The sequence below is a fragment of the Rhodococcus sp. KB6 genome (assembly GCF_001445685.1).
GTDB classification, from domain to species: domain Bacteria; phylum Actinomycetota; class Actinomycetes; order Mycobacteriales; family Mycobacteriaceae; genus Rhodococcus_F; species Rhodococcus_F qingshengii.
The window spans coordinates 343,919-368,829 of the sequence record NZ_LNAK01000120.1 but is presented as its reverse complement, the minus strand read 5'-3'; the positions used below and the strand labels follow the sequence as shown (position 1 = coordinate 368,829).

The 24,911-nt window shown below is 62.6% G+C and carries 21 protein-coding genes; 7 read left to right on the top strand and 14 right to left on the bottom strand.

The window, feature by feature from the left end:
* Positions 1 to 60 precede the first annotated feature (60 nt).
* A complete protein-coding gene (locus ASU23_RS18100; RefSeq protein WP_007730283.1) occupies positions 61 to 1,185 on the top strand; it encodes a dihydrodipicolinate reductase in 1,125 nt (374 codons plus the stop codon).
* A complete protein-coding gene (locus ASU23_RS18095; protein WP_019745891.1) occupies positions 1,182 to 1,661 on the top strand; it encodes a carboxymuconolactone decarboxylase family protein in 480 nt (159 codons plus the stop codon). Before ASU23_RS18100 ends, ASU23_RS18095 begins: the two co-directional genes overlap by 4 nt.
* A 1-nt stretch (position 1,662) precedes the next feature.
* On the opposite strand, the gene ASU23_RS18090 is transcribed toward ASU23_RS18095, so the two are convergent.
* The 6 genes from ASU23_RS18090 to ASU23_RS18065 are packed head-to-tail and all read right to left on the bottom strand — an operon-like array spanning position 1,663 to position 9,440.
* Positions 1,663 to 2,451: an SDR family NAD(P)-dependent oxidoreductase gene (locus tag ASU23_RS18090; protein WP_030536188.1), complete on the bottom strand. Its 789-nt coding sequence runs from the start codon at positions 2,449 to 2,451 to the stop codon at positions 1,663 to 1,665.
* Positions 2,441 to 4,186, bottom strand: coding sequence for an amidohydrolase family protein (locus tag ASU23_RS18085; protein ID WP_058038403.1), 1,746 nt, complete (start codon positions 4,184 to 4,186; stop codon positions 2,441 to 2,443). The genes ASU23_RS18090 and ASU23_RS18085 overlap by 11 nt, the downstream gene beginning before the upstream one ends.
* The gene (locus tag ASU23_RS18080; RefSeq protein ID WP_058038402.1) at positions 4,183 to 5,844 is read right to left on the bottom strand and encodes a class I adenylate-forming enzyme family protein; all 1,662 of its coding nucleotides are present in this window, start codon (positions 5,842 to 5,844) and stop codon (positions 4,183 to 4,185) included. Before ASU23_RS18080 ends, ASU23_RS18085 begins: the two co-directional genes overlap by 4 nt.
* A 19-nt stretch (positions 5,845 to 5,863) precedes the next feature.
* Positions 5,864 to 6,904 carry an NAD(P)-dependent alcohol dehydrogenase gene (locus ASU23_RS18075; protein WP_030536186.1) on the bottom strand — a complete coding sequence of 347 codons (1,041 nt, stop codon included), beginning with the start codon at positions 6,902 to 6,904 and terminating at the stop codon, positions 5,864 to 5,866.
* On the bottom strand, positions 6,901 to 8,055 hold the full coding sequence (locus ASU23_RS18070; RefSeq protein ID WP_042451628.1) for an EstA family serine hydrolase: 1,155 nt from the start codon (positions 8,053 to 8,055) through the stop codon (positions 6,901 to 6,903). The genes ASU23_RS18075 and ASU23_RS18070 overlap by 4 nt, the downstream gene beginning before the upstream one ends.
* Positions 8,052 to 9,440: an NAD(P)/FAD-dependent oxidoreductase gene (locus ASU23_RS18065; RefSeq protein WP_007730290.1), complete on the bottom strand. Its 1,389-nt coding sequence runs from the start codon at positions 9,438 to 9,440 to the stop codon at positions 8,052 to 8,054. The genes ASU23_RS18070 and ASU23_RS18065 overlap by 4 nt, the downstream gene beginning before the upstream one ends.
* A 167-nt stretch (positions 9,441 to 9,607) precedes the next feature.
* On the opposite strand from ASU23_RS18065, the gene ASU23_RS18060 reads away from it, so the two are divergent.
* Positions 9,608 to 10,264 carry a TetR/AcrR family transcriptional regulator gene (locus ASU23_RS18060; RefSeq protein ID WP_058038401.1) on the top strand — a complete coding sequence of 219 codons (657 nt, stop codon included), beginning with the start codon at positions 9,608 to 9,610 and terminating at the stop codon, positions 10,262 to 10,264.
* A gap of 3 nt (positions 10,265 to 10,267) precedes the next feature.
* On the opposite strand, the gene ASU23_RS18055 is transcribed toward ASU23_RS18060, so the two are convergent.
* The 3 genes from ASU23_RS18055 to ASU23_RS18045 all read right to left on the bottom strand — a co-directional run bounded on the left by ASU23_RS18055 (position 10,268) and on the right by ASU23_RS18045 (position 13,733).
* Positions 10,268 to 10,840: a TetR/AcrR family transcriptional regulator gene (locus tag ASU23_RS18055; protein ID WP_007730294.1), complete on the bottom strand. Its 573-nt coding sequence runs from the start codon at positions 10,838 to 10,840 to the stop codon at positions 10,268 to 10,270.
* Between the two features lie 36 nt (positions 10,841 to 10,876).
* The gene (locus tag ASU23_RS18050) at positions 10,877 to 11,992 is read right to left on the bottom strand and encodes an agmatine/peptidylarginine deiminase (RefSeq protein WP_058038400.1); all 1,116 of its coding nucleotides are present in this window, start codon (positions 11,990 to 11,992) and stop codon (positions 10,877 to 10,879) included.
* 157 nt (positions 11,993 to 12,149) lie between these two features.
* On the bottom strand, positions 12,150 to 13,733 hold the full coding sequence (locus ASU23_RS18045) for an AraC family transcriptional regulator (protein ID WP_003943174.1): 1,584 nt from the start codon (positions 13,731 to 13,733) through the stop codon (positions 12,150 to 12,152).
* 172 nt (positions 13,734 to 13,905) lie between these two features.
* Here ASU23_RS18045 and ASU23_RS18040 point away from each other — a divergent pair, with 172 nt between their 5' ends.
* Together ASU23_RS18040 and ASU23_RS18035 are read left to right on the top strand one after the other, a co-directional pair.
* Positions 13,906 to 14,736 carry a siderophore-interacting protein gene (locus ASU23_RS18040; protein WP_054826748.1) on the top strand — a complete coding sequence of 277 codons (831 nt, stop codon included), beginning with the start codon at positions 13,906 to 13,908 and terminating at the stop codon, positions 14,734 to 14,736.
* Between the two features lie 54 nt (positions 14,737 to 14,790).
* Positions 14,791 to 15,876 (top strand): ABC transporter substrate-binding protein, encoded by a 1,086-nt coding sequence (locus ASU23_RS18035; RefSeq protein ID WP_030536179.1) that lies wholly within the window; start codon positions 14,791 to 14,793, stop codon positions 15,874 to 15,876.
* 96 nt (positions 15,877 to 15,972) lie between these two features.
* Here ASU23_RS18035 and ASU23_RS18030 read toward each other — a convergent pair whose 3' ends face one another.
* Positions 15,973 to 16,353 carry a hypothetical protein gene (locus ASU23_RS18030; protein ID WP_050655001.1) on the bottom strand — a complete coding sequence of 127 codons (381 nt, stop codon included), beginning with the start codon at positions 16,351 to 16,353 and terminating at the stop codon, positions 15,973 to 15,975.
* A 654-nt stretch (positions 16,354 to 17,007) separates the two neighbouring features.
* Here ASU23_RS18030 and ASU23_RS18025 point away from each other — a divergent pair.
* Together ASU23_RS18025 and ASU23_RS18020 are read left to right on the top strand one after the other, a co-directional pair.
* Positions 17,008 to 18,165, top strand: coding sequence for an acetyl-CoA C-acetyltransferase (locus ASU23_RS18025; RefSeq protein ID WP_058038482.1), 1,158 nt, complete (start codon positions 17,008 to 17,010; stop codon positions 18,163 to 18,165).
* Positions 18,166 to 18,267: 102 nt separating this feature from the next.
* A complete protein-coding gene (locus tag ASU23_RS18020) occupies positions 18,268 to 18,855 on the top strand; it encodes a sugar O-acetyltransferase (RefSeq protein ID WP_037126297.1) in 588 nt (195 codons plus the stop codon).
* Between the two features lie 11 nt (positions 18,856 to 18,866).
* Here ASU23_RS18020 and ASU23_RS18015 read toward each other — a convergent pair whose 3' ends face one another.
* The 4 genes from ASU23_RS18015 to ASU23_RS18000 all read right to left on the bottom strand — a co-directional run bounded on the left by ASU23_RS18015 (position 18,867) and on the right by ASU23_RS18000 (position 24,887).
* Positions 18,867 to 20,414 carry an ABC transporter ATP-binding protein gene (locus ASU23_RS18015; RefSeq protein WP_050655002.1) on the bottom strand — a complete coding sequence of 516 codons (1,548 nt, stop codon included), beginning with the start codon at positions 20,412 to 20,414 and terminating at the stop codon, positions 18,867 to 18,869.
* The gene (locus ASU23_RS18010; protein ID WP_058038399.1) at positions 20,414 to 22,045 is read right to left on the bottom strand and encodes an ABC transporter ATP-binding protein; all 1,632 of its coding nucleotides are present in this window, start codon (positions 22,043 to 22,045) and stop codon (positions 20,414 to 20,416) included. The genes ASU23_RS18015 and ASU23_RS18010 overlap by 1 nt, the downstream gene beginning before the upstream one ends.
* 129 nt (positions 22,046 to 22,174) lie before the next feature.
* Positions 22,175 to 23,068 (bottom strand): hypothetical protein, encoded by an 894-nt coding sequence (locus ASU23_RS18005; protein ID WP_058038398.1) that lies wholly within the window; start codon positions 23,066 to 23,068, stop codon positions 22,175 to 22,177.
* A 46-nt stretch (positions 23,069 to 23,114) separates the two neighbouring features.
* A complete protein-coding gene (locus ASU23_RS18000; RefSeq protein WP_058038397.1) occupies positions 23,115 to 24,887 on the bottom strand; it encodes a sulfite reductase subunit alpha in 1,773 nt (590 codons plus the stop codon).
* Positions 24,888 to 24,911 lie beyond the last annotated feature (24 nt).

Below are 24,911 nucleotides of genomic sequence, written 5' to 3'. Positions count from 1 at the left end.
GTGAAACGAATTCTTGCAGTTCTGCTGACCTGACGCGCTGAGCTGGGTAATGTCCGATTGATGGGTGCAGTTTCGAATGAAGCCGAGTCCAAGATTCCGACTGTCGTGTGGGGTACCGGCAACGTCGGGCGTGCATCGATTCGCGCTGTGACAGCCAATCCGGCCCTCGAACTTGTCGGCGTCATCGTTGCGAACCCCGAGAAGGTCGGGCGAGACGCCGGTGACCTCGCCGATCTGGGAGTGCACCTGGGCGTCGCGGCTACCGACGACGCCGATGCCGTGCTCGCAGCGTCTCCCGGCGCGGTGGTCTACGCGGCGTCCGGCGACATTCGGCCCGACGACGCGGTTGCCGACATCACGCGGGCACTGGCCGCCGGAGCTGTGGTGGTCACGCCGTCCGTATATGCGCTGTACGACCCGAAATCTGCGCCTCCCGAACTTCGTGATCCCGTCGAAGCTGCTGCTAAGGCGGGCGGCGGCGCTCTGTTCGTCTCCGGTATCGACCCAGGCTGGGGCAACGACATCCTGCCGATTCTCGTCAGCGGGCTCGCGGGGACAATCGACCAGATCCGGTGTCAGGAAATCTTCGACTACACGACCTACGAACAGCCGGATTCTGTCCGCTACCTGATCGGGATGGGTCAGCCGATGGACTACGAACCTCCCATGGTCGCGCCGACCGTACCCACCATGGTCTGGGGCGGGCAGATTCGGCTCATCGCCCGGGCACTCGGGGTGGAACTCGACGAGATCCGCGAGACCTTGCTGCGCCGCCCGCTCGAGGAAACCGTGTCGACCGAACATATGGGGGAGTTCGCGGTCGGCACCCAAGGCGCACTGCGATTCGAGGTTCAGGGAATCGTCGGCGGGGAACCCCTGATCGTGATCGAACACGTCACGCGTATTCATCCGTCCTGTGCCCGCGACTGGCCGCTCCCGCCAGACGGAGGCGACGGCGCGCACAAGGTGATCGTCGAAGGACGACCACGAATCGAGATCAACGTCGAAGCCACCGATGAAGGTGGAAACCGCGCGGCCGGTGGAAATGCCACGGCCGTAGGACGTCTCGTCAACGCAATTCCCTGGCTACGTCAGGCTGAACCCGGTCTCTACGACGCGCTGGACGTTCCGCTCACACCCGGCGTCGGCAAGCTCGGAGCCCGAAACTCGGAGGTACTCACATGAATATCGACATACCCGAAGGCAAGAATCCGATCGGCTACGTGTGGGGAGAGATGGTCCCCGGCATCGGACCCGCGGCCGCCGGGTTCTCCCAAAAGGTCTACACAGACGGAACTCTCGGCCTCCGTGAGTTCGAGGCGGCCAGGCTCCGGATCGCTCAGATCAACGGGTGCATCTTCTGTCAGGACTGGCGCACCGAGCGTGACGGCGAGACTGTGGAGTCGACGTTCGATCAGGCTGTCACCGACTGGCGCACCACCGATGCCTTCGACGACAGGACACGCCTCGCTGCCGAATACGCCGAGAGATACGCCCTCGACCACCACGGGCTCGACGACGAGTTCTGGGAACGCATGACCGCTCACTACTCCCAGCGAGAAATCGTCGAGTTGAGCATGTGCCTCGGATCGTGGTTGGCCTTCGGCCGGCTCAACCACGTCCTCGGCCTCGATACTCAATGTGTGTTGCCCGGTAACTGAACTAGTTGCCCAGCGTCGTCAGATCCGGGTAGTTCGAGACCTCCCAGCCGCCGTCGACGACCAGACTGGTTCCGGTGATGTACGAGGCGTCGTCGCTGGCGAGATAGAGGCAGGGGCCCGCGATCTCGTCGGGAGTTGCCGCTCGGGACATGGGGATTCGGCTGAGAAACATGTCGCGGGCGGGTTCGTAGTTCATGACCGGCGCGACCAGTGGCGTGTCGACCAGGCCGGGTAGAACGGCATTGACCCGGATCCCCGACGCAGCCAGTTCGATCGCGGCATTCTTGCTGAACATCTCGACTCCGGCTTTGCCTGTCGCGTATGCGCTCCCGTAGGGGCTCGGCACGTGCGCGTTCAATGAGGACACGTTGACTATCGCACCACCGCGACCGTGCTCTCGGATATGCCGCGCTTCATGTTTGGTGCAGAGGAAGACGCCCTTCTGCACCAGGTCGATGGTGAAGTCCCAGTCGGCCTCGTCGAGGTCGACGATCTGCCCCACCCTCGACGCACCGGCAACGTTGAAAGCCAGATCGATACCGCCGAATTCCGCCGCCGCCGCGGCAAGGGCCTCGGCAACATCGGATTCCTTGGTGACGTCAGTGGGAACGGCGAGGAAGGCCCCGCCGTGCTGGGAGGCTATCTCTTTCAAACCCTCTGCAGCGATGTCGATTCCAGCTACCTGTGCGCCTTCGTCGATAAGCCTTAGTGCGATGGCTGCACCGATACCTGATGCTGCTCCAGTGACGACTGCTGTTTTCCCGGCAAATCTGGACGTGTTAATGGGCACCTGCTTTCAAGAACTTTCCGGTTCGGCGGTTGCCGAGAACGGGTGCTGCTTCTCCGTCGCCGAAGACGCACTCGCCGCCGACGAACACTGCGGTGACGGTCTGGTCGTTGCGATTGACCATGCGGGAGAGGTTGTCGTACTCCACAACCGGGCTTTCCGCATAAGTGTCGAGCGAATCGTCGAGATGAGCGGGATCGATCACAACCAGGTCGGCGCGATCACCTAATCGAAGGTGCCCGGCATCGACGTCGTACCACTCGGCGAGTTCACCGGTGAGACGATGCACCGCTGCCTCGACGGTCATGAACGGACGGCCGACCTTTTGGGCATCGTAGACACGTCGTAGTAGGCGTAAGCCGAAGTTGTAGAACGCCATGTTGCGCAAATGCGCTCCGGCGTCGGAGAACCCGAGTTGGACGCCATTGTCCTGGGCGAACTTGTCCAGAACCTCCGGCCGGTGGTTCGAGATGGTTGTGCGCCAACGCACTTTCGTGCCGTGTTCGAGGACCAGATCCAGGAATGCATCGACAGGGTGGAGGCCGCCACGTTCGACGCCGACCTGCCCGAAGCTCTTGCCGACCAGGGATTCGTCGGGGCAGGACACGATCTCGGCGTCGAAGAAATCGCGATGCCAAACTTTGACACCGAACTTCTGGTCGTAGTCCTTGCGGAATTGTCGACGGTAATCCTCGCTCTGCATGAGGACGTTGCGTTCCATCTCGTCGGTCAGATGCAGTGCTGCAGCGCCGGATCCGAACTCCTCGAAGACAACCAGGTCGATGCCGTCGGCATATACCTCGAAGGGAACTGGTAGGTGCTGCCAGCGCAGGTCGCCGCCGAGTCGATTGACCAAGTGTGCCAGTGGGCCGAGTATCACCACGGCCAACTTGTTGGACTTGATGTCGGCCGCCGAAAGCATGCTCGTCTTGAGTCGCTTACGCCAGATACCCGCGCTGGAGAACGCCATCGCTCCGGTACTCATCGGGTTGGAGAGGTCAGGTCCGGCCTGAAATACCCGTCCCCGACGGCGCAGGATCGCATTGAGTCGGCGTCGTTCTTTCGTGGTTGCATACGTCGACGGCAGCGTGCGTGAGCGGCAGGTCTCGCCGTCGAGTTTGTCGAACAACAATTGCTGACTGGACATCCCGACGAATCCTGCGTCGAGAGCTTCGGTCAACTGTGCTTCCATCGACGCGAGTTCGGCGTCTGTGGGATGGACGTCCTTCCTGGTAGCACGATCCAGTCCCATCTCGGCGGCCCGCATATCGGAGTGTCCGATGAAGGCTGCAACGTTGGGACCTAGCGGAAGCGCCTCTAGTGCAGCAACATACTCGCTCGCAGAGTTCCAGGTCTTGGCACGGTTGAGTGCGTCGACGACGTGCTTACGCGGAATTGCCTCTACTCTGCCGAAGAGATCACCCGCGTCGGAGGGGCTGGCGTGAATGGTGGACAGGGAACACGATCCGACAAAGATCGACGTGACCCCGTGTCTGAGAGATTCGCTCAGCGCCGGGCCTTCGAGGATCTCGACGTCGTAGTGAGTGTGGATGTCCACGATGCCCGGGATCACCCACTTGCGCCTCGCGTCGATTACACGGGGACAGTCGGTTTCGTCGAGTGGATCGAGGGAGATGGCAGTAACCAACCCATCGCGGATACCCAGATTGCGGACAGCTGGTTTGGCCCCGGTGCCGTCGAACCACAGACCGTTGTTGATCACGGCGTCGTAGGTCATGAGAGAACCACCTTTGCACGTATCGTTTTTCCGGTTGCATTGCGGGGCAGAGGAGTTGTGCTCAGTTTCCACTTCACCGGCACCTTGAAGTAAGCCAGTCGTTCGGCGACGTAGTCGCGTAGTTCTTCTTCGCCGGCGGCTCCCTCACTCCGCAAAACGACGACGGCTGCAACTTCTTGGCCGAGGTCTGCCGAATCAATGCCGATCACAGCGCATTCGAGTACGGCGGGATGCTCGTCGATGGTCTGCTCGATTTCGAGAGGGTAGACGTTCTCGCCGCCGCGCAGGATCAGGTCGGATCGGCGACCCGTCAGGCGGAGTCGGCCGTCCTCGAACACTCCGAAGTCGCCGGTTCGGAGCCATCGATCAGGACCGATAGCGGCTGCAGTCGCGGTCTCGTCGTTCCAGTACCCCAACATCACATAGGCGCTGCGCGCACAGATCTCACCTTCCTCGCCGTCGGGGACTGCAACACCGAAGGGGTCGCGCACCTCCACGCTCACCCCGATGATCGGCCGGCCGAGAGTTCCGGGGAACGCGGCAAGTTCCGGTGGTGTGGCAACTGAAATGCCGGTGGAGGATTCGGTGAGCCCGTAGCTGTCGACCAAGGTGTGCTGCGCAAAAGGCAGGCGTGCGCGCAGGCGGTCCTGCAAGGCCGGAGATGACGGTGCAGACGCGAGTGCAAAAGCCCTCAGTGAGGTCAGGTCGTACTTCTCGAGACTGCCGTACTCGAGGAGACGGGTTGCCATGGTGGGTACGACCGCCCAGTTGGTGACCTTCTCGCGTTCGACGAGGGAAAGGACTTCGTCGACGTCGAAGGCGCCCTGATGGATGACCACCGCTCCGCCCGTCGCGAGTCGTGGGATCGCCAGGTTATGCAGGCTTGCAATGTGAAACAGCGGCGCGGTCAGCAGATACCGCAAGTCACTCGGTCGGCCGTCGCTGGGTTTGCCGGTGAACGCCGCAGCGAGGCGATCGCTGTAGCGGTGGTAGTCGATGACGGCCAACACGTTTCGGTGACTGTGAACAGCCCCCTTGGGGCGGCCGCTGGTTCCGCTCGTGTACAGGATGACGGCCGGATCGTCCTCGTCGACGGACGTGCGGGGCAGTGCAGAACCCGAATACTTCTCCAACAAGGTAGGTAGATCTTCTTCCATCGTGAGCACGGGAACATCGGTGTTCAGTTCGGAAAGAATCTGCGCGCGTTTGGCGTCGGCGATCACCACTGTAGGGGTGGTGTGATCGATGCCGTACGCCACCTCGCGGGCCACCCACCACGAGTTGAATCCGACGGCGATGGCACCGAGGGACTGAGCCGCCCAGAAGGTCATCACCCATTCCGGCGTATTGGCAGCAAGTATGCCGACCCGATCACCCTTGCGGACGCCGTACCGCTCGCGCAGCGCCGTCGCCAATGCTGCTACGGCCTCGCCGTGCTCGAGGTAGCTGAAGCGTCGGTCCTTGGTCACCAGATAGTCGCGTGATCCGTAGTCGAAGGATGCAGCGAGCACGTCGCCGAGTGCCTTGTCGCGGTTCTTCATGACGGGCATCGAACTGCCCAGTACATCCTCGACTTGCATCTCGAAAGGACCACCGGGGCCGGTCAGCCCGGCCATGACGGACGCGATGAATGCTTGTGTATCAGCGGAAGTAGTCACGTGAAGTGCCTTTCGAAGATTAGGGTACGAGCACTGCGCGTCCGGTGACCTTGCCGTGTTCGAGACGGTCGAGTGCGTCGCGGGCATCAGCGAGGTCGAAGCGGGCTACTTCTACCGTTACCAGACCGGCCTGTGCCAGGGCGATGGAATCGACGAGGTCGTTTCTGGTGCCGCCGTACGACTTCCGGATCGATGCGCCCCACGGCCAGCCTGGTCCGCCGGCAGCTTCGGCAGTGATTCCGGGGTTTCCGCCTCCGAGACCTACCATGCGATACGCGCCGTTCGGCGCAACCGCTTGAACGGACATCTGTGCAGTTGCGTCGATACCGACGAAGTCGAAGATGACTTCTGCGCCTCTGGCCGATGTGAGGTCGAGGATGTGCTGCGCGGTGTCCGGTCCCGATTCGAGCGTGATGTCGGCGCCGCAACGTTTGGCGAGATCGAGTTGATCCTGTCCGACATCGACGGCGATGATGCGCACGGCACTGATCGCGCGAAGTATCTGTACTGCAACGTGACCGAGTCCGCCGACGCCGATCACGACGGCGGTGGCACCGGGCTGGAGATGTTCGCGGGCACCGCGAATGGCGTGGTAGCTCGTCAGCGCTGCATCGGCGAGTGGTGCGGCCTGCAGGAAGTCGAGGTCGCCGATGGGTACGAAGGAGCGAGCCGGGATCTTGACGTACTCGGCCATCCCGCCCTCAGGGCCGAGTCCGGGGCAGGGCGGCATCGCGGTGCGTCCAGCGGCGAGGCACATATTCTCGTTGCCGCTCATGCATTCTCGGCACTGTCCACATGACCAACAGAGGTAGACGACGCCACGCTCTCCGACGGAACGGCCGTCGACGCCACTCCCGACGGCTTCGATCGTTCCGGCAATTTCGTGGCCGATCGTCAGCGGTTCTTCGCGCATCTTGTACGGAAAGTGCAGGAGATGGAGATCGGAGTGGCAGATTCCCGCTGCGCCCACCCGAATCAGTAGTTCCGACGGGCCGATCTCCGGGACCGGCACGTCGTTGATTTCCAGGAGCCCGGGCCCCATGAGCTGGGCTGCCTTCATGAGCTGACCTCGCTGACCTCGGAGTTGTATGCGGCGCTCAGGTACGCGTTGCTGCGGTCGGATCCGATCAGACCCGGTGCCATCTTGTTCATGACGTAGGCGAAGGTCATCCGTCGGTCCAGATCGTTGACCAGCATCGAGCCGCCGATACCTGCCCACCAGCAGGCGCGTCCGTCGGGAATCAGTGGCGCGGTAACCGGATGTGGCAGTCCGTAGCCGATGCCGAACTTGAGTGGTGTCATGATCCCGAGATCGATACCGTCGGCTTGGATCTCGAAAATCAGGTCGATGGTGCTCTGCGAGAGCAGCTTCCGGCCGTCGAGCACACCACCGTTCGAGATCAGGGATTGGACCCGAGCGATAGAACGTGCGTTGCCGTGGCCGTTGACTGCGCCGATCTCGGCTTCCCGCCAGGGTGCGGTGTTGACCTCGGGGTAGTCGAGCAGTGGGCAGGTCAGGGTCTTGATGAAGATGCTGTCCTGGTCGAGCGTGGACAGGTCGAACTCCAACGCGGGCGGCGGAACCATGGTGGCGATTCGACCGAAATGCTCTGCGGACGTGCCGATATGGAAGTCGGCTCCCAGTGGACCGGAAAGCTCTTCGGCAAAGAACCTGCCGAGAGTTCGCCCGTCGATGCGACGAATGACCTCACCGACGAGATGGCCGTAGTTGATCGCGTGATAGCCCGACGCCGTACCCGGGGTCCACCAAGGCTTCTGGGTAGCGAGGCGAGCGGTGGACGCCTCGAGGTCGTAGATGTCCGTCAGTTCGATCGGGCGCTCCCAACCGGAGACGCCAGACGTATGCGACAGGAGGTGGCGAACTTCGATGTCTTCCTTACCGTTTGCCGCAAATTCGGGCCAGTAGTGAGCAACTTTCTGGTACACGTCCAATTGGCCGCGTTCGACCAGCAGGAGCGCACACAGGGCCGTCATGGTCTTGGTGATGGAGAACGTGTTGACGATGGTGTCGCTGCCCCATGGAGTGGTACGGGATTCGTCGGCGTACCCGCCCCAGAGATCGACCACGGATTCTCCGTCGACGGTGATGGCAACGGAGCCGCCGAGTTCTTCACCGGATTCGAGTTGAGCCTCGAAAGCCGCTCGGACGGCGTCGAACTCGTTGTCGCAGTGACCGTTCACCAGACTCATGCGCGATCCGCCTTCTCGAGTTCGTGTGCTGCTGCACGCGCGGCAACAGGTAGCTTGTTTCCGGAGGCCGCAGCACGCTTGGTGCCCTTGGCGATTTCCTTGTTCATGTTGCGGACGTAGGGATCGAACTCGAGCTGGATGGTGTGCCGCGGCGACTTGTAATAGGGGGCGAGGAAGTACGCCTCGTCGGCCTTGGTGATCTCCTGCATCTCGTTCGCAGACGGCAGTTGGTATTTACCGGTGAGGTAGGCCGCGACGAGCTTGCTCTGCTGCTCGGCGAAGTTGACGAGTGTCGGCATGGGCTGCGCCAGTCCCATGAAGAAGAGGTTGTCGATGCCGGGCTTCATCATTCGTTTGAACAGTGGGAATCGGTTGTCTTTGTCCGGCAGCAGATTCGGATCGCTGAAGAAGGGGAAGCTGATGTTGTAGCCGGTGGCGCAGATGACCACGTCGACGTCCTCGGCGGTGCCGTCCGCGAAGTGAACCTGCTTTCCGTCGAGTTTGGTGATGGCAGGCTTGAAGGTTATGTCGCCTGACCCGGCGCGTCCGAGGAACTCGCCGCTGGCCGACGGGTGGGCCTCGAAGGGGCGGTGGTCCGGCTTCGGCAGACCGTAGCCTTCCATCGTTCCCAGATTCTTGCCGAGGAATCGACGACTCAGGAACAGTCGTAGACCACGCGGCATCCAGGGCGGGGTGATCAGTTTGTCGCCGGGTACACCGCCGAGATATTTCGGCAGTACCCAGACTCCACGGCGAGCCGACACGATGAGCTTGTCGGCGAGGTATCTCTGGCCCAGTTCGGAGGCAATATCCAAGCCGGAGTTGCCCATTCCGACCACGACTACCTTTTTGCCGCGCATGTCGACCGGGTCGAACGGGTCGTTGTAGCTGTGGCTGTGCATGAGGACCCCGTCGAACTCACCTGGGTAGTCCGGGATGTTGGGATCCCAATGATGTCCGTTGCAGACCATCAGGACGTCGTAGGTGCGAACTTCGCCGTCCGAGCGCGTGATGGTCCACAGCCCGTCTGTATCACGTTCTGCTGCAACAACACTGGTGTTGAAGATGATCGACTCACGCAGTCCGAAGTGCTCGACGTAGTCCTTGAAGTACTGGAAGAGTTCGGAGTGGTGCGGGAAGTCGGGAAGGTCAGCGGAGACCGGGAAGTCCTCGAATGCCAAGCGCCACTTCGACGTGTCGATATGCAGGCTCTGGTAGCAGGCCGACATCCCGTTGGGATTCTTGTAGTACCAGTTTCCGCCGACCTCGTCGGACGCTTCGTAGCAGTCGAAGGGTATTCCGAATTCCTTCATTCGCTTGGCCGTCGTGATTCCGGTAGGCCCGGCGCCGATGATGCACACGCTCGGCAAGGGGGAGGGGCTCATTCGCCATCGCTTTCTGTTCTGTCTCGGGCGTGCGAGAAGAAGAATCGAAGCCCGAGAAGTGACTTGAGTCATAGTGCGCCATTCGCTGACGTTGTGTCAATGAATGACGCAATGTTTTTTGGTGACGGCGAGTCGGTGATTTGCCAGGAGGTTGAAATGCGAGCAAGGTGGGCGACGTGAGCACGACTACGGACGGCCCGAAGAACAGGCGGGGAACACTTCGCGACGAGCAGAAACGCGCGACGCGGGCCAAACTCGTGGACGCCGCACGCACTCTGTTCGAGGAACGGGGATACGCGGCTGTCACGGTCGACGACATCGCCTCGGTCGTCGGATGCAGTCGAGCCACGTTCTACGTGCATTTCGCCAGCAAGGTGGAGATGCTCAAGACGATCGGCGCGGCCGGGATGGCGGCGAGTGCGTTCGCTTTCTACATCGATCTCGATCGGGTTCTCGACACGAACTCTCGCGTGGAATTCACGGCTTGGCTGGAGCGTGCCTTCGACTGGTTCGACGAGAACAAACGCCTGCTGCCGGCCTGGGACGAGGCCGTGGCACTCGAACCGGAGTTCCGCGAGACAGCGCGAGACGGTATGACCCAACTACCGAATGCCATGCCCAAGTACCTGGGCCGTTGGCCGGAGGAACAGCACGACGAGGCACGGTTGCGCGTCGAACTGCTCGTGAGTCAGTTGGAGCGATTCTTCACACGCTGGGCCGTGCAGGGGACAATCGATGTGACGCGGATTCAGGCCGCCGAAGTTCTGACCGACATCTGGTTCCCGGCTCTGTCTCCGGAATCGAAGGGCGTCGGCGAGCGGTAGAGGCTAGCTCGGATCGATCTCCACACTGATCGCGCCGGTGAGCAGTTCTCTGGCTCGTTCGATGGGGATCGAGCCGCTCAGCCAGCGCTCACTCAAACCCTCGACCAGGGCGGTGAGTCGCTCGGCGGCGTCGGCCGGGCTTGCCTTCGGGTCAGCGAGTCCGGCGTCCTGCGCTTGGCGGATCAAAGATTCGACGTCGTCTGCCCACTCTTGCGTCGTGGTGCGTAGCGGTTCGCGCAGTTCGTCGGCGAAGACTGCGCTTGCTCGGAGTTCACCCCAGGCGATGCTGTTCTCTCGAATCTTCGGGGCATTCTGAAACTCCAGCAGGAGCATCTGCTCGAGCTGCGCACGAGGGTCTGTCTCCGTGAAGGCACTTTCGGTGTACAGCGCGGCGCGATCGTTGATGTGATCGAGGGCCCGGCGCAGCACACCTGCACGGTTCTGGAAGTGGTAGTAGATGAGTGCCGTCGACACTCCGGCCTCGGCAGCGAGCGTCTCCACCCTCAGCCCGCGTACGCCGTGTTGGGCAATGACGCGGACTGCTGCTTCCAAGATTTGCGTTTGGCGGTTCGACACGAGTCCGAATTCTACGAGGGTGGTCGGGACAGGTTTCTAGTCCGCGGGTTCCTGCTGGGTGGTGCAGTGAATGCCGCCACCACCCGCGGCGATGGCGTCGATGTTGATCTGCACGACACGGCGGTCGGGGAAGAGGCGCTCCAATTCACTTCTGGCGGCCTGGTCGGCCTCGGGGTCACCGAACTCGGGTGCGATGACCGCCCCATTGCATACGTAGAAGTTGATATATCCGGCTGCGAAATCGTCCGATTCGAAGTCGGGCCTGATCGCGACCGGCGCCTCGAGGACCACCACTTCCAGCTTCCGTCCCTGTGCGTCGGTCGCGTTCTGGAGAATCTCGAGGTGACGTGCGGTCACGTCGTGGTCGAACGACTCCGGGTCTGTGTCGAGGCCTGCGACCACGACACCTGGGCGTGCGAAACGGGCGTAGAAGTCCGTGTGGCCGTCCGTGATGTCCTTGCCGGCGATTCCCGGTAGCCAGATGATCTTGTCGAGACCGAGCAGGGGGCCGAGTTCGGCCTCGACGTCCGACTTCGACCATCCCGGGTTGCGGTTGTTGTTGAGTACACAGCTTTCGGTGATGATGGCTGTGCCTTCGCCGTCGACCTCGATGCCGCCGCCTTCGAGGATCAGGTCGGTAGGCAATGATTCGACTCCCGCACGGGCGGCAACGAAGGCTGCGACCTGGCCGTCCTGATCAAAATCCTGCTTCTCGCCCCAGCCGTTGAAGTTGAAATCGATACCCGCTTTGGTCCCGTTGCCTTTCACGAATACAGGGCCGGTGTCGCGCATCCAGAGATCGTCGAGAGGCGCGGCGATCAGTTCGACCGATGGGCCGACGAGGGAGCGAGCCAAGTCCAGTTGCTCGGAACGAACAAGCATCGAGACGGGCTCGAACTGCGCGATGGTCTGCGCGATCGTCGCGAGGTTGCGCTGGACCTCGGGCAGGAGGGCTGCTCCCCAGATCGCTTCGCTGGCACCGAACGCCATCCAGGTGCGCTTGTGCGGATCCCCCTCTTCAGGCATCACCCACTCGCGAAGATCGTTGTTGCCATCGCTCCCGCGCGAGGCTGAGTCGGAATCGCCGCAACCTGCCAAAAAGAGGCCACTGAGCGCAGCGGCGCCTGCCTGAATGAACCGACGTCTTTGCATTTCGGTGACTCCTTGTGCTGTGTGCGTGCGCGCCCGGTCCGCGTCCTGCTTGCATGGAGCGTAAACCTTGACTGAAAATTTAGTCAAGGAAGTAGTGCCAGTTCGAGACCGTTTCGGCGGGCGACACGACGGATCGAAGGACTCATCCGTCGGAAGGTCACGAGTCGATGAGTCCTTCGACCGTTCCCCGCCATCCACGGCGCTGGTAGTCCCGGGGCGACATGCCGTGGGCACCGATGAAGACCTTGGTGAATCCGGACGCGTGCGCGTAGCCGAGTCGACGGGCGGTCTCTCCGGCCGAGAAGCCCTCCTCGAGATAAGCGCGGGCGAGGGTCATCCGCAACTGACCGCGCCAGCGCGGGAAGCTCTGGCCGGTGGCCGCTACGAAGCGTTTGTGGAGCAGGCCCTCGTCGACGCCGAGTCGAGCGCTCCACTCCGGCAGCGTGCGCGAATCGGTGGGGTCCGCGCGGAGTGCGGTAAGGATCGTTTCGACAGGATCGGTTCGGCCGCCGGGTGTCCGCGTCGCCGCGCTGTTTCGGATCAGCCTCGAGATCCTCGCTGGGTCATGGATTTCGGGGCGCAGAAGGGTGTAATTCGCAACGACCGTGTGTAACAGATACGCCTCCGCTTCGCGCGCGAAGTGCAGCACTCGTGGCGGCGGTGCAGTGACGGGAGAGTCGCCAGGCTGGGATCCGAGCGGAAGTAGAAGCGAACCCTCCGCGATCTCGACGCTGTTGCGTACTCCCGCGGGAAGCCACATCGCGTCGCCCCGCCTCAGATTCCAGGTTCGGTCGCCGAAAGTGACCCGGGCGGAGCCTCGGTAGATCCAGACGATGACGTGAAAGTTGTTGACCCTGGCCCACGTTCCGCTTGCGGGAATCGTCGGCGGTATCGGCGCCGAGCCTGAGTGGGCGCCTTCCTCGGACAAGAGTGCGACGCTCTGTGCCAAGGTCTCGTTCTCATGGATCGGCGCTGAGCCTTGGTTTGCACGTGTGTAGTCACTGGGTGTCACACCGGTGTGTTCACGGAAGGCACGGGTGAATCCCGCGGGCGTCGCGAATCCGACCTGCCCACCCGTCCATCCGATTTCGCGGCCGGAGTTCAGGTATGCGATTGCTGCCGCGATCCGAGCCGAGGTGCGCCAACGCGCGAAAGGCAACCCCGTCTCCTCCGTGAATCGGCGCTGCAGGGTGCGGACGCCGATCTTGAGTTGCCGGGCGAACTGGGAAAGCTCCGTGTCGTCGGCTGGCGTCCGTAGAAGCGTGCGAGCGATCTCGAGGGTCTCGGCCGAGCGTGGCAAATTCGGTGGGGCGTACGACACCGAAGCGTCGGCGTCGTTGGAATGGGCCCCCGCGACAAGCTCGAGTAGTCCGGCTCCCACAGTCGCCCCACCGCGCAGAAATCCCAAGTTGTGCGCGAACTGGTGGACGAGCCAGTCCTGCCAGGCTGCCGGGATCTCGAAATCGATGATCCGGTTCAACGTGGGCGGCAGGTCGGCAGCGGGCATCGGAATGGGAAACGCGACCGCTCCCGGGTCGACTCGGATGCTGTAGGCGATTCCCGCGGGCACCCAGGTTGCCGCCCCAGCGGTCACGCTGCGGGTGCGGTCGCCGATCTGTAGTTCCGCGTGTCCGGTGTGTACCCAGAAGAGCAGTGGCTCACGTGCATTCGCGATCGAGGAGAGTCGGGACGCGGGGATCTCGGGGACTTCGCCCGCGGAGAACACCAACCGTGGTCCCACGTATGCCCTCCCGATTCAGATGCTTTCTCACGCAGCCACCGATGAGTGTAAGAAGTCGGCACGCACGGATAACCGTAACCGATTAGGGGAGGCTAGCTTTATTCAATGGCCCTTCCGCCGTGATCGAGCGTGGGTCGAACCCCCCGTCTGTGCGCTTCCGAGGAGTCTTTCCGTGCCCCGAAACACCCGTCCGACAACAGCGTACTCAGTCACCTTGCGTGAACTCGAGGTACGTCGGGTGACAGACGTGACGCCGGGCATGCGGAGAGTGACGCTCACCGGAGCGCAGCTCGACACCTTCACAAACCCCGACGGCTTTGCCGAGCCCGCCTTCGTCAGCACCGGCTTCGACGACGACCTCCGATTGTTGTTCGCCTATCCTGGCGAAACCGATCCGGTCTTGCCGGTGATAGTCGACGGCACTGTGACTTTCGCAGCGGGACGCCGTCCACTTGCCCGCGCGTACACCGTGCGCCGTTACGATCCGCGAACAAGGGAACTTGACGTCGATTTCGTCGTTCACGGCGGTGGAGTTGCTACCACCTGGGCGCGCGACGCCGGCCCGGGCGACCGAATGCACATCGCGGGTCCCTCTGTATCGCAGGGACTCCCGGAAGATTGCGAGTATCTGCTCGTCGTCGGTGACGAGACGGCGCTACCTGCGATCGCACGTCTGCTCGAGGAATTGCCTGCCGATGCCAGGGGGCATGTGTTCGTCGAAATTGCGGACTCGGCTCACATTCAATCGGTGCGCGAGTTGCCCGGGGTGAGTGTCACGTGGTTGCCACGCGAGGGGGCGGAGCCCGGCACTACTTCTTTGTTGCTCGACGCGGTCAGTGCAGTCGAATGGCCTGACGGACGCGTATTCGCTTGGCTTGCAGGCGAACAGGCGACGATTCGCTCGCTTCGGCGTCATTTGATTCGTGATCGAGGAATTGCGAAGACCGACATCGATTTCACCGGCTACTGGAAACGCAGCGACACAGTGCGCACAGATTCCTGACCCGGCTCCATCGCTCGGTAAGACCGAAGCGCTCGATAACACCGAAAGGCAGAAATGACAGTCCTGCGCACCAGACGATCACGGATCATCGGACTGATCGGGGCCGCGCTCGCCGCAGCGCTCCTTGTGTCCGGGTGCTCGGCCTCGGCCGAAAACTCGAAAACGGCGTCCACTCCCGGTTCGGAGGGGAACGCCCTTCCCGCTGCGGAAGGAACGACTACTTACCCGCTGACCCTGGAATCGCCATATGGTACAAGTATTCTCGAGAAGCGCCCGGAGCGGGTTGCCGCAATCGTCCCCAATGCCGTCGACACGGAAATGCTCCTCGCGCTCGGCGTCAAACCCGTTCTCTCCTCGTCGATGGTCAAGGAGTCGGCTTCCCAGTCGTACTTGCTGCCTTACGGCGCAGAGGATCTCGACACCTTCGAGTTCGCGATGGGCGGCACACTTCCCGTCGAAGCGATCGCCGCGAGCGAACCTGACCTCATCGTCGCCGTCGGCTGGGCCGACGGCCTGGGTGGTTTGTCGATGGGCGATTACTACGAACGTTTGTCCTCCATCGCACCGGTGGTGACGAGCCCCGACACGAAGTCGCGGATGCTCGTGCCGTGGAAGGAATCGATCCGCGTACTCGGCGAGACACTCGACCTCTCGAAGGCAGCCGAAAAGATCGTGGCGGACCATGATCGGTATTTTGCGAAGGTGCGTCAGGAGAACCCTGAACTCACTGGCCTGACCGCAACCTGGGCGATCTTCTACGGAACCGGCAATGGGCTGCAGTACCTTTCAGCGCCCGATTCGGCTCCGGCAACTTTCTTGGGCGAGCTCGGTTTTGCCGAGAACCCGCGTGCACAGGAGTTCGTCACCCAAAGCACTGTCGGCGAGGAACTTCTCGAGAACATCGATGCGGACTTCCTGCTGATCGGCCGCAGTGCCGCCGGCAGCGAGGAGGATTTCGACAAGCTGACCGGCGGGAAGCTCTTCCAAGCGCTGGGAGCGGTGTCCTCCGGTCGTTGGGTCGCTCTGCCTCCTCGCACCGCCGACGGTGGCGACGTTCTGTGGGCAATCACGAGCGGTGGCCCGATCGGAACGATGTGGGCGGCTGAACATATCGTGCCGCTCATCAGCGCGAAGCTGTAGGCGTACAACTGGAGAACGGAAAGCCCTCACCCGTCGCCACACGATTGTGTGGCGACAGGTCGTTCGTACAGCAGGTGTCCCGGGTTTGAGGGTTGCCTATGGGACGAAGAAGGTTGCGAAACCCGGGGTGACAGGTCCGGCGGCAGGCAATATGGCGACGGCAACTTGCCCGGCTCCAGTCTGCAGGGTTGCCTCTCCCGGGGTTCCTTGGTTGTCGCCAGAAAGCCGACCGGAGCCGGAGGCTCCTGTCGAGAGGTTCATCCAGCGCACTTCCGTCGAAAGCATGCAACCCCACCGCTCGTCTTTGGCGCCGGTGATCGTCACCGTGCCAGGTTGTTCGCCGACTACCGCCACACAGTGGACAGGGGGTGCGTCGAAGCTGCCGTTTGGGTTCCCGAACGGCGCCGGGTTGATTTGGAACGGAACGGTGACCGCAGCGGAGGCAACGGCTGCGGGCGCGAGAACCGAAACGGCCACTATGGATACGCAGGCAGATAATCGGCGTACGAGATTCGTCACGGTAACCTCCGGTAATCGAAGACGGTGTGGTGCCCATGCTCTACCCGGAGCGCAATTACCGCAAGGGGATCCAGTTTTCGAGCCAGCGGCGGTTCGTGAATCGCTGAGTGCGTGACCGTTTGTAGAATCGTTGTCCTGCAACGCGTATCGGTATACGAAGTCTGTATTGGGCGGTGAATAGCCCAATCATGCTGGGCTCCACCGAAAGTACTAACTTTCCAGCCATCGGCCAGCCGGCTTGCGGTGTAGCTCGACAAAGCTGGTGTTGTTCGCAAGGCGGGCTGAACGATTTCTCAGGGAAGGCAATGGATATGGATGATGCGCTCGTTCCGCTCGAAGATGCACTCCCGCAGCTGTTCTCGCATCTTTCGCGGTTTCACGCTGGCGTGAGGGGTCTGCGGCGTGGGCAGCCAAGCCGCGTTTGGGGGTCGAGCCTCTAACTGTCGAATGATTGCGACAGCAGTGGATTTCGTTGGATAGAAGTGCGGAGACCAATCCTGTGGTGGTGGCTGCGGGTCTCGAAATCACGTTTCATCTACCAAACAAATGCTTGATCGCTAGAGTGTGTGCGACATCGAAAGCCCGACAAAGTTCGATTTCGAAGGAGTTCGTATGGTTGCACCTCAGGCTTATGTCGTCGATGCGCTCCGCACTCCGGTGGGTAAACGGCACGGCTCGCTCGCAGGAGAGCACCCAGCGGACATGGGGGCCCACGTGATCACATCGATTCTCGACCGCACTCGACTGGACCCGATGGCCGTCGACGATGTGATCTTCGGTTGTGTCGACGCTATCGGGCCGCAATCGGGCAACATTGCCCGCACTGCCTGGCTTTCAGCAGGCCTACCGTTGGACATCCCAGGAACGACAGTCGACAGACAATGCGGATCTTCACAGCAAGCCGTCCACTTCGCAGCGCAAGCGGTCATGGCCGGGACCCAAGATGTGGTGCTTGTCGGCGGTGTGCAGAACATGTCCTCGATTCCTATCTCGGCGGCGATGCGTGCCGGCAACGAGTACGGATTCGACACGCCCTTCAGCAAGTCCCGGGGGTGGGCAGCACGATTCGGCGAGGCCGAAATCTCACAGTTCGTCGGCGCCGACCTGATTGCCAAGAAATGGGGTATCAGCCGTGAAGACATGGAGGAGTGGGCACTGCAATCGCATCAGCGTGCCCGTGCTGCCATCACAGACGGCCGATTCGAGCGTGAGACAGTGTCATTGGGCCAATGCGTCGTTGACGAATGCCCACGAGAGACATCCATGGAGCAGATGGCTGCACTGCCCGCATTGAGGGATGGCTCGTTGCTGACGGCTGCTGTGGCTTCGCAGATCTGTGACGGCGCATCAGCGGCCCTGATTGTCTCCGAGAAGGCGCTCGAGGTTCATGGATTGAAGCCACGTGCGCGCATTCATCATATGAGCGTGCGCGGCGACGATCCGATGCTGCAGCTCTCGGCGCCGATACCCGCGACGAAGTATGCACTGGCGAAATCCGGCATGGCGATCGGCCAGATGGATACCGTAGAAATGAACGAGGCATTCGCTTCGGTAGTTCTGAGCTGGTTGATCGAGACGGGTGCAGATCCCTCCCGGGTCAATCCCAACGGTGGTGGAATCGCATTGGGCCACCCTCTTGGGGCCACTGGCACCAAGTTGTTCGCCACGATGTTGCACGAGTTGGACCGCATTGATGGACGGTACGGACTCCAAACCATGTGTGAGGGTGGCGGGACCGCGAACGTCACCATCATCGAGCGGCTGAGCTGAGCTCGAGAAATTGGGCGGCATGGAAGACCTTCTGTTGTAGCGCTTTGTCGGGTGCAACGCGCCCAACAGGGGTGCCGTGGCGCGGTGTGCGACGATCCGAGTGTGGGAGAACAGGCGGATCGTCTTGCTCGTGGTGAGTGGTATCTCGATGATGACGAGCTGAGGCAGCGGCGGCTGGAGTGTTGGCGTCGACTCGACTCGTTCAATGGGGCTGCGGCGGACGACGACGCTGTCCGCTCACGGGCTCTCGCCAGCCTTTTTGGTGAGGTAGGTGACGGAGCTTTGGTGGTGCCGCGGTTCCAATGCAGCTACGGACACAACATTCGGCTCGGAGCCAACGCATTCGTCAACGCGAACGGGTTCTTCATGGATGATGCGCTGATCACGATCGGCGCGGACGTGAGGATCGGGCCTGGAGCCCAGCTGATGACAGCGTTGCACCCTGTCGATGATCATCGACGGCGCCGCGAGGGATGGGAGCGGGCTGCTCCGATCGTCATCGGTGAGAACACGTGGCTCGGCGCCTCAGTCACTGTCGGTGCAGGAGTTTCGATCGGTCACAACGCCGTGATCGGCGCGGGAAGTGTGGTCTTGCATGACATTCCTGATCACGTCGTTGCTGCTGGATCGCCGGCAAGGGTTATCCGTCGGACACCTGCCGAAGTTGAGGGACTGCAACGCGAGCACTAGGGCATGCGATGTCAGAGGGTGATCGTGCGGGTGGGCTCCCAGATGGCGGGGTCGCGGTGGGTGACGACGAAGACGGTGGCCGCCAGTTCCCGCACGGCGCCGGCGATACGGCGCTCGGTGGCCTCGTCGAGGGCCGAGGTGGCTTCGTCGAGAACCAGGACGGGAGCGTCTTTGAGGAAGGCGCGAGCGATCGCCACCCGCTGACGTTCGCCACCGGAGAGAGCGGCACCCTGGTGTCCGATGTCCTGATGAATGCCGAGCGTCGAGCGGTCGAGAACGGCGCCGAGGGCAGCGCGCCTTGCGGCGTCCTCGATCTCGGTTTCGGTAGCGCCCGGTCTTCCAAGTCCGATGTTCTCCCCGAGGGTGCCCGAGAACACGAGTGGGTCCTGCGGCACGTAGCCGATATGTGCCGCCAGAGCGTCGTAGGGCAAGTCGCGCAATGAAACTCCGCCCAGAGTGACGCTGCCTTGGTCAGGATCGTCGAAGCGCATTAGCAGCCCGAGAAGTGTGCTTTTCCCCGTACCCGAGCGTCCTGCGACGAGAACTCGCTCACCCGCGGGGATCTTCGCGGTGATGCCGCGCAGAACCGGAGCGTGGTCTACCCCGGCGACCTCGATGTCAGTTCCAACAGGGCGCGCGGCGTCCCGGGGTGCGGGCTCGGCCAGTGCGGGAGCCGAAGTCGCTGTGCGGTAGTCGCGAACCGTTGCGCGCAGCTCGTTGACTCCGATTCCGGCCAGGGCGAGTTCGTCGAGCGGCGCAGCGGCGCGGGCGGTGAGGATGACAAGCGCGAGAGCGGCTGCGGGATCGTCGAATCCGGTGGCAGCGAGGAAAATCACTGCACCTGCCAACGGCACAATGGTGGCGATCGCCGAGATGAATGTCGCTGGTGCCGCGGCGAGATTTGTCCGTGCAAGCGCGGCTTCCTGATTCCGCCAGCTTCGCTCGATTCGTTCGATGGAACGTGTGGGACCGGCTGCCGTACGCAGTAATTCGAGATGATCGGTGAGTTCGAGTGTCGACTGAGTTGCTGCGAGCTCGGCTTCGTGTCGGCGCTCGTCCGCTCGGCTGAGCGCACGCTGGGCCAGCGTCTGAGCGGCGAGCGACACGGCGAGCAGTCCACCGACGAGCAGCATGACACCTGGCCCCGCGACGACCGCGATCCCAGGAAGCAGGAGCAGCGGGATCAGCGGTGCAACCAGGAAGGTCTGAAGTTGGTGCGCGGGAACACTCATCAGCGACGGGATCCCGCGCCCGGCGACGGTGGCGAGCAGTGCCCGGTTGTCGTCGGTGAACCAGGACAGTTTCGCACGGGCGAAGGCATCGCCGAGAGCGTCGTAGAGATCGCCGACGAGTCGAGCCCCGGTGAAGTAACCGCCCCGCGAGACCAGGACGGTCACGAATAGAGCGATGGTGGCCGTGGCCAGGACGAGAACCGGCGACCGGTGATCAGCGATCGAGAGCGCGAGGGTGGTGTACGCGATCGCCTCGAGGACAGCGACGGACACCCAACCGAGTCCGATGGTGATCAAGCGTCGTCGGGCTACATTGGCGCTGTTCATTATTCGGCTCCAGTCAGGGCTGCACTGTGCGAGGCAGCGTCGTTCACGTTTCGACCGCCGAGGTCGAGTCGATCGTCGGCATCGTCTGCAAGAGCGGGGTCGTGGGTGACGATCACAATCGTCTTTCCTTCGTCATGTGCGAGGTGTCGCAATTCCTTCAGCAGTTCGGCGGCCGTGCGATCGTCGAGTGCACTGGTCGGCTCGTCGAGCAGCAGTACTGCTGCGGGCGAGAGGAACACCCGAGCAAGCCCGACGCGCTGACGTTCTCCTCCGGAGAGTGAAGTGGCGTCGGCATCGAGGCTGACGTCGATCTGTGCCCGGCGTAGTGCGGCGGTGTATTCCGCGTCCGTTGCATCGGGGGCGGCCAGCGCGATGTTCTCGCGCACCGTGGCAGGTAACACGTCTGCGCCCTGGGGTGTGAGCAGAACGGACGGTGGCCGCAGGTTCTCGTCGATCGCGGTGATGCTACGACCTGCGTAGCGGACGGTACCCAGTTCCGGGATCTCGAAGCCGGCCAATGCTTTCAGGAGCGTCGACTTGCCCGCTCCACTCGGTCCCGTGATCGCAGTGATCGCGGCTGGGCGGAATGCATGCGTGACGCCGTCGACGACTCTGCGGTCCGTGATCGTGACAGTCAGGTCGACGATCTCCAGGTGGTCGGAGGGACTCGCCGCCGGAACGGTGAGTGCTTCACCGGCAGGGAGAGTGGGTTCGTTCAGGGCAGTGGCGAGCCGGACCGCAGCAGAGCGTCCAGCCGCGACGTAGTCGAGGCCGTGCCCGAGTCGCAGGGCCGGTGTCACGATTGCGAGGCTGAAGAGAATGGTGGCGGCCAACGTCGTTGCATCCCAGTGAAATCCGACGGCATAGGCGATCGCGAACGTCGCCGTCGCCTGCATGAGGGCAACGGCGACGGCCGCAGGGGTAGCCACGAGTCGAACGCGCTCCTGCATTCCCCGGGTGAACCGTGCTGTCGATTCTGCATAGTCGGCGGCAGCGCCGGTCTGCGCGCCGTAGATCCGGCAGACGCGGATGCCGCGGGCATAGTCGTCCACGGCAGTCACGATGTCGCCCATGACATCTGCGCTTTCAGCGCTGTGCCGAGCGGCCATTCGGGGGATCACGACCAGGTAGAACAGAGCTGCCACGATGCCGGGAGCCAGAGCGAGAAGCGCCACGGGGCCGGCTGAGGCAACTAACGCCGCGATCGTGACCGCGGGGACCACGATGAGTGTGGCGAACTCTGCCGGTAGGTGCGCAGTCATATGGTGCAGCGCCGAGATGTCGTCCGAAACGAGCCTCCGCAGTGCGTCTCCGCTGTAGCGGGACAGTGTGCTTGCGGGCAGTCGAACGAGATGAGCTGCGAGTTGGCGGCGAACCCTTGCCTCGAAAAGCGATTCCGCGTGGTGCGAGAGCCACGACGATGTGGCAGCGAGCGCGACGCCCACGGGCCATAGCGCACATGCCCACCCGGCCCAGCTCATCGACGGTTCACCGATGAGTTGCACGACGCACCAGAGCGCCCCGAGCATCGCGACCCCCGACGCTGCGGCCGCGACGACCCCGGCAGCCAATGCAGGCAGCGCCGGGCGCAAGGCCGGGACCAGCGACGGTTCGACGAGAGGGCGGGGCATGGATAACTCCTTGAATCAGCTTCAGGGTGCAGGCACGACAAATGACCGAGACCTAAGGTTAGGGGTCGATGGCTCCATGTGGTTATCGCCGTACGCCGATTTCTTACACTCGCACAGCATCTGTCGGTGTCAGGATGCGGCCGAGATGGAACTCATGACGTCTTCCCACACGCCCATGACTGCGGGTTCGGTTGGACCCGTTTGGGTGAAGACTGCCACGCATTTGCGGCGGAAGTCGTACATCTCGATCGAGCTGGTCAGGCCGTGAACGCCGTGGGTGCGAGTCAGCCAGCACTCCGAGACACCATTCAGGTCGATCATCGTCCGGCAGGTGTCGGACGCCAAAGTCAGCGTCCCCCCGAACATGGCTGCGGCGTCGAGGTCACCACGGTGGATCTGCAGGCATCCGTTCCCGGCGACGACGGTCGTGACGGGAAGTTGGTGGTAGGACAGGTGCTCCATCCCGGCAGCCACGAGGTGAGGATCGACTCGCCGGTAACCGAGGGCGCCCAGAGCGACCAGGCCGCTACGACGTTCGCTGCCGCCGTCCGCGAGGATGAAGTCGAGCTGTGTCAGCTGATCGGCTTCGGCCCAGAATGCGGGCGTATTCGACGTCTGGATGGGAGGGCTTGTTTCCCTCGCAGTGCTCGGCGCAGTTCGCATCGCTTCGAAGGCGAGACGATCCGAGGCCGGGGTCAAATACGTGGTGTGTGAACTTGATCCGTGGATGTCGAAAATGCGGAGCGTCGGCGGTATGTGCTGCTCTGCTTCCGTGGTCACCACCGAGCCGAGGGAGGCAACGTTCAAACGCAGAGAGACGAGCCCGGGCGTGCAGACCAACGGATCTCCGGGAACTGTCGGAACGGAGTACTTGCCCGAGTCGTTGACAGCCACCGGGCCTGCGACGGTGATTGCTACGGTGTCGTCCAAGAGCGGCAACATTTCGCCGACTACGTCAGGTGCGGTGTCGATCAGTCCACCACGGAACCCCGGACGCGCAAGCAGTGCGTCCAGGTCCGACATGCGTGCCAAAGCTGCGCAACGACATTCGCCACGGTGCGGGCACATCTCAGTAGACATCCCTTAGGTACCGCTTCGATCGTTTGAGGTTGTTGACGTAATCCTCGGCGGCGTCCGCATCCAATCCGCCGTGCTCCGCGACCACGTCGTGCAATGCGTCGTCGACGTCCTTTGCCATCCGAGTGGCGTCGCCGCAGACGTACACGTGCGCACCGTTTTCGAGCCAGTCGAACAAGTCTCGGCCCTGCTCGCGCATACGAGTCTGGACGTAGATCTTCTCGGACTGATCGCGCGAGAAGGCCAGATCGAGGCGAGTCAGGACACCGTCACGGGTCAGCCCGTTCAACTCGTCCTCGTAGATGAAGTCGCTCGACTGATGCTGATCGCCGAAGAAGAGCCAATTCTGCCCCGACGCGTTGCGCGCGCGACGCTCGTGCAGGAAAGCGCGGAAGGGTGCGATACCGGTGCCGGGTCCGATCATCACGACGGGAGTAGTGTCATCGGCAGGTAGGCGGAACGAATTGTTCTTGGAGACAAAAACTCCGACCCGATCTCCCTCGCCGACGCGGTCCGCCAGGTACGTCGAGCAGACGCCGCCGCGGTCCCGCTCGCCCGAGCGGTAGCGCACACTCGCTACCGTCAGATGGACGGTGCCGTCGTGGGCCAGCGGGCTGGAGGAGATCGAATAGACCCGATGTTGCAGCGGACGAAGAAGTGTAAGCAGATCCTCGGGATTCAGGCGAATGCTGTTGTCCAACTGGAGGAGATCGAGAACGTCCTTGCCCCACAGCCACGCATCGAGCGCTTCCCGATCTTCCGTGTCGAGAATGTGCTGCAGTTCGGCGTCGCCGCTGCGTCGGGCGATGTCTTCGATCAAATCGCGCGAGGGAATGGAGATCTCGTAGTCGCTGGTCAACACCTGGTCCAACGGTGCGGACGAGCCGTCTTTCGCGGTAACCACGTAATCGCCGCTGACACCGAGCTGATGGATGATCGCCTCGACGAGGGCGGGGTCGTTGATCGGGCGGATGCCCAATCCATCTCCGGCCTCGTAGTCCAGACCGTCCTCGCCGAGCGCAAAGGTGAAGTGGCGGACTTCCTTGGCTGAGTCCTCGCCGGACAACAGCCGGTTGGCGAGGACGGTTGCAGGATAGGGGTTCTTGCGAGTCCACTGGGACTTGGTCTTCGTCTGAGCGGGCGCAACCGGCGAGGCAGCGGCCCCCGCATCACCGTCGACACCGGCCACCGCAGCGACGGCCCGAACGATCCACTCGGCCGCCGGATCCTCGTAGTCGACGTCGCAATCGGTGCGGTCGACAACCCGGGTCCCGCCGAGCGCTTCGAAGCGGGCGTCGATGTTCTTGCCCGACTGGCAGTAGCCGTCGTAGCTGGTGTCGCCGAGCGCGAGCACGCCGAAGTAGAGACCGTCCAATCTGGGTGCGCTCTCGGATTCGACTGCATCCCAGAACAGCTGCGCGTTGTCGGGCATCTCGCCCTCGCCGTAGGTGGAGGTGATGACGAGCACCCGGCGCATGGCGGAAAGTGCATTGATATCCACGGTGTCCAGACTCGCGACAAGTGGTTCGAGACCGTGGGCACGAGCAGCTGCGGCCGCGTCTTCGGCCACGGACTCCGCGTTGCCGGTCTGGCTTCCGTAGAGGATGTGCACTGCTGCGCCGGCAGTTCTCTCCACTGTCGCTGTTGCAGCACCGGTTTGACCGGGCATGAAAGTTCGTGAGTGTAGACCGGCCAGGAATCCGGAAAGCCACGCGCGTTGGTCGCCGTTGAACGGTGCGTATTCGGGGATGTACGGGATTTCCATTTTGAAGCTCACCTACGTTCGGGG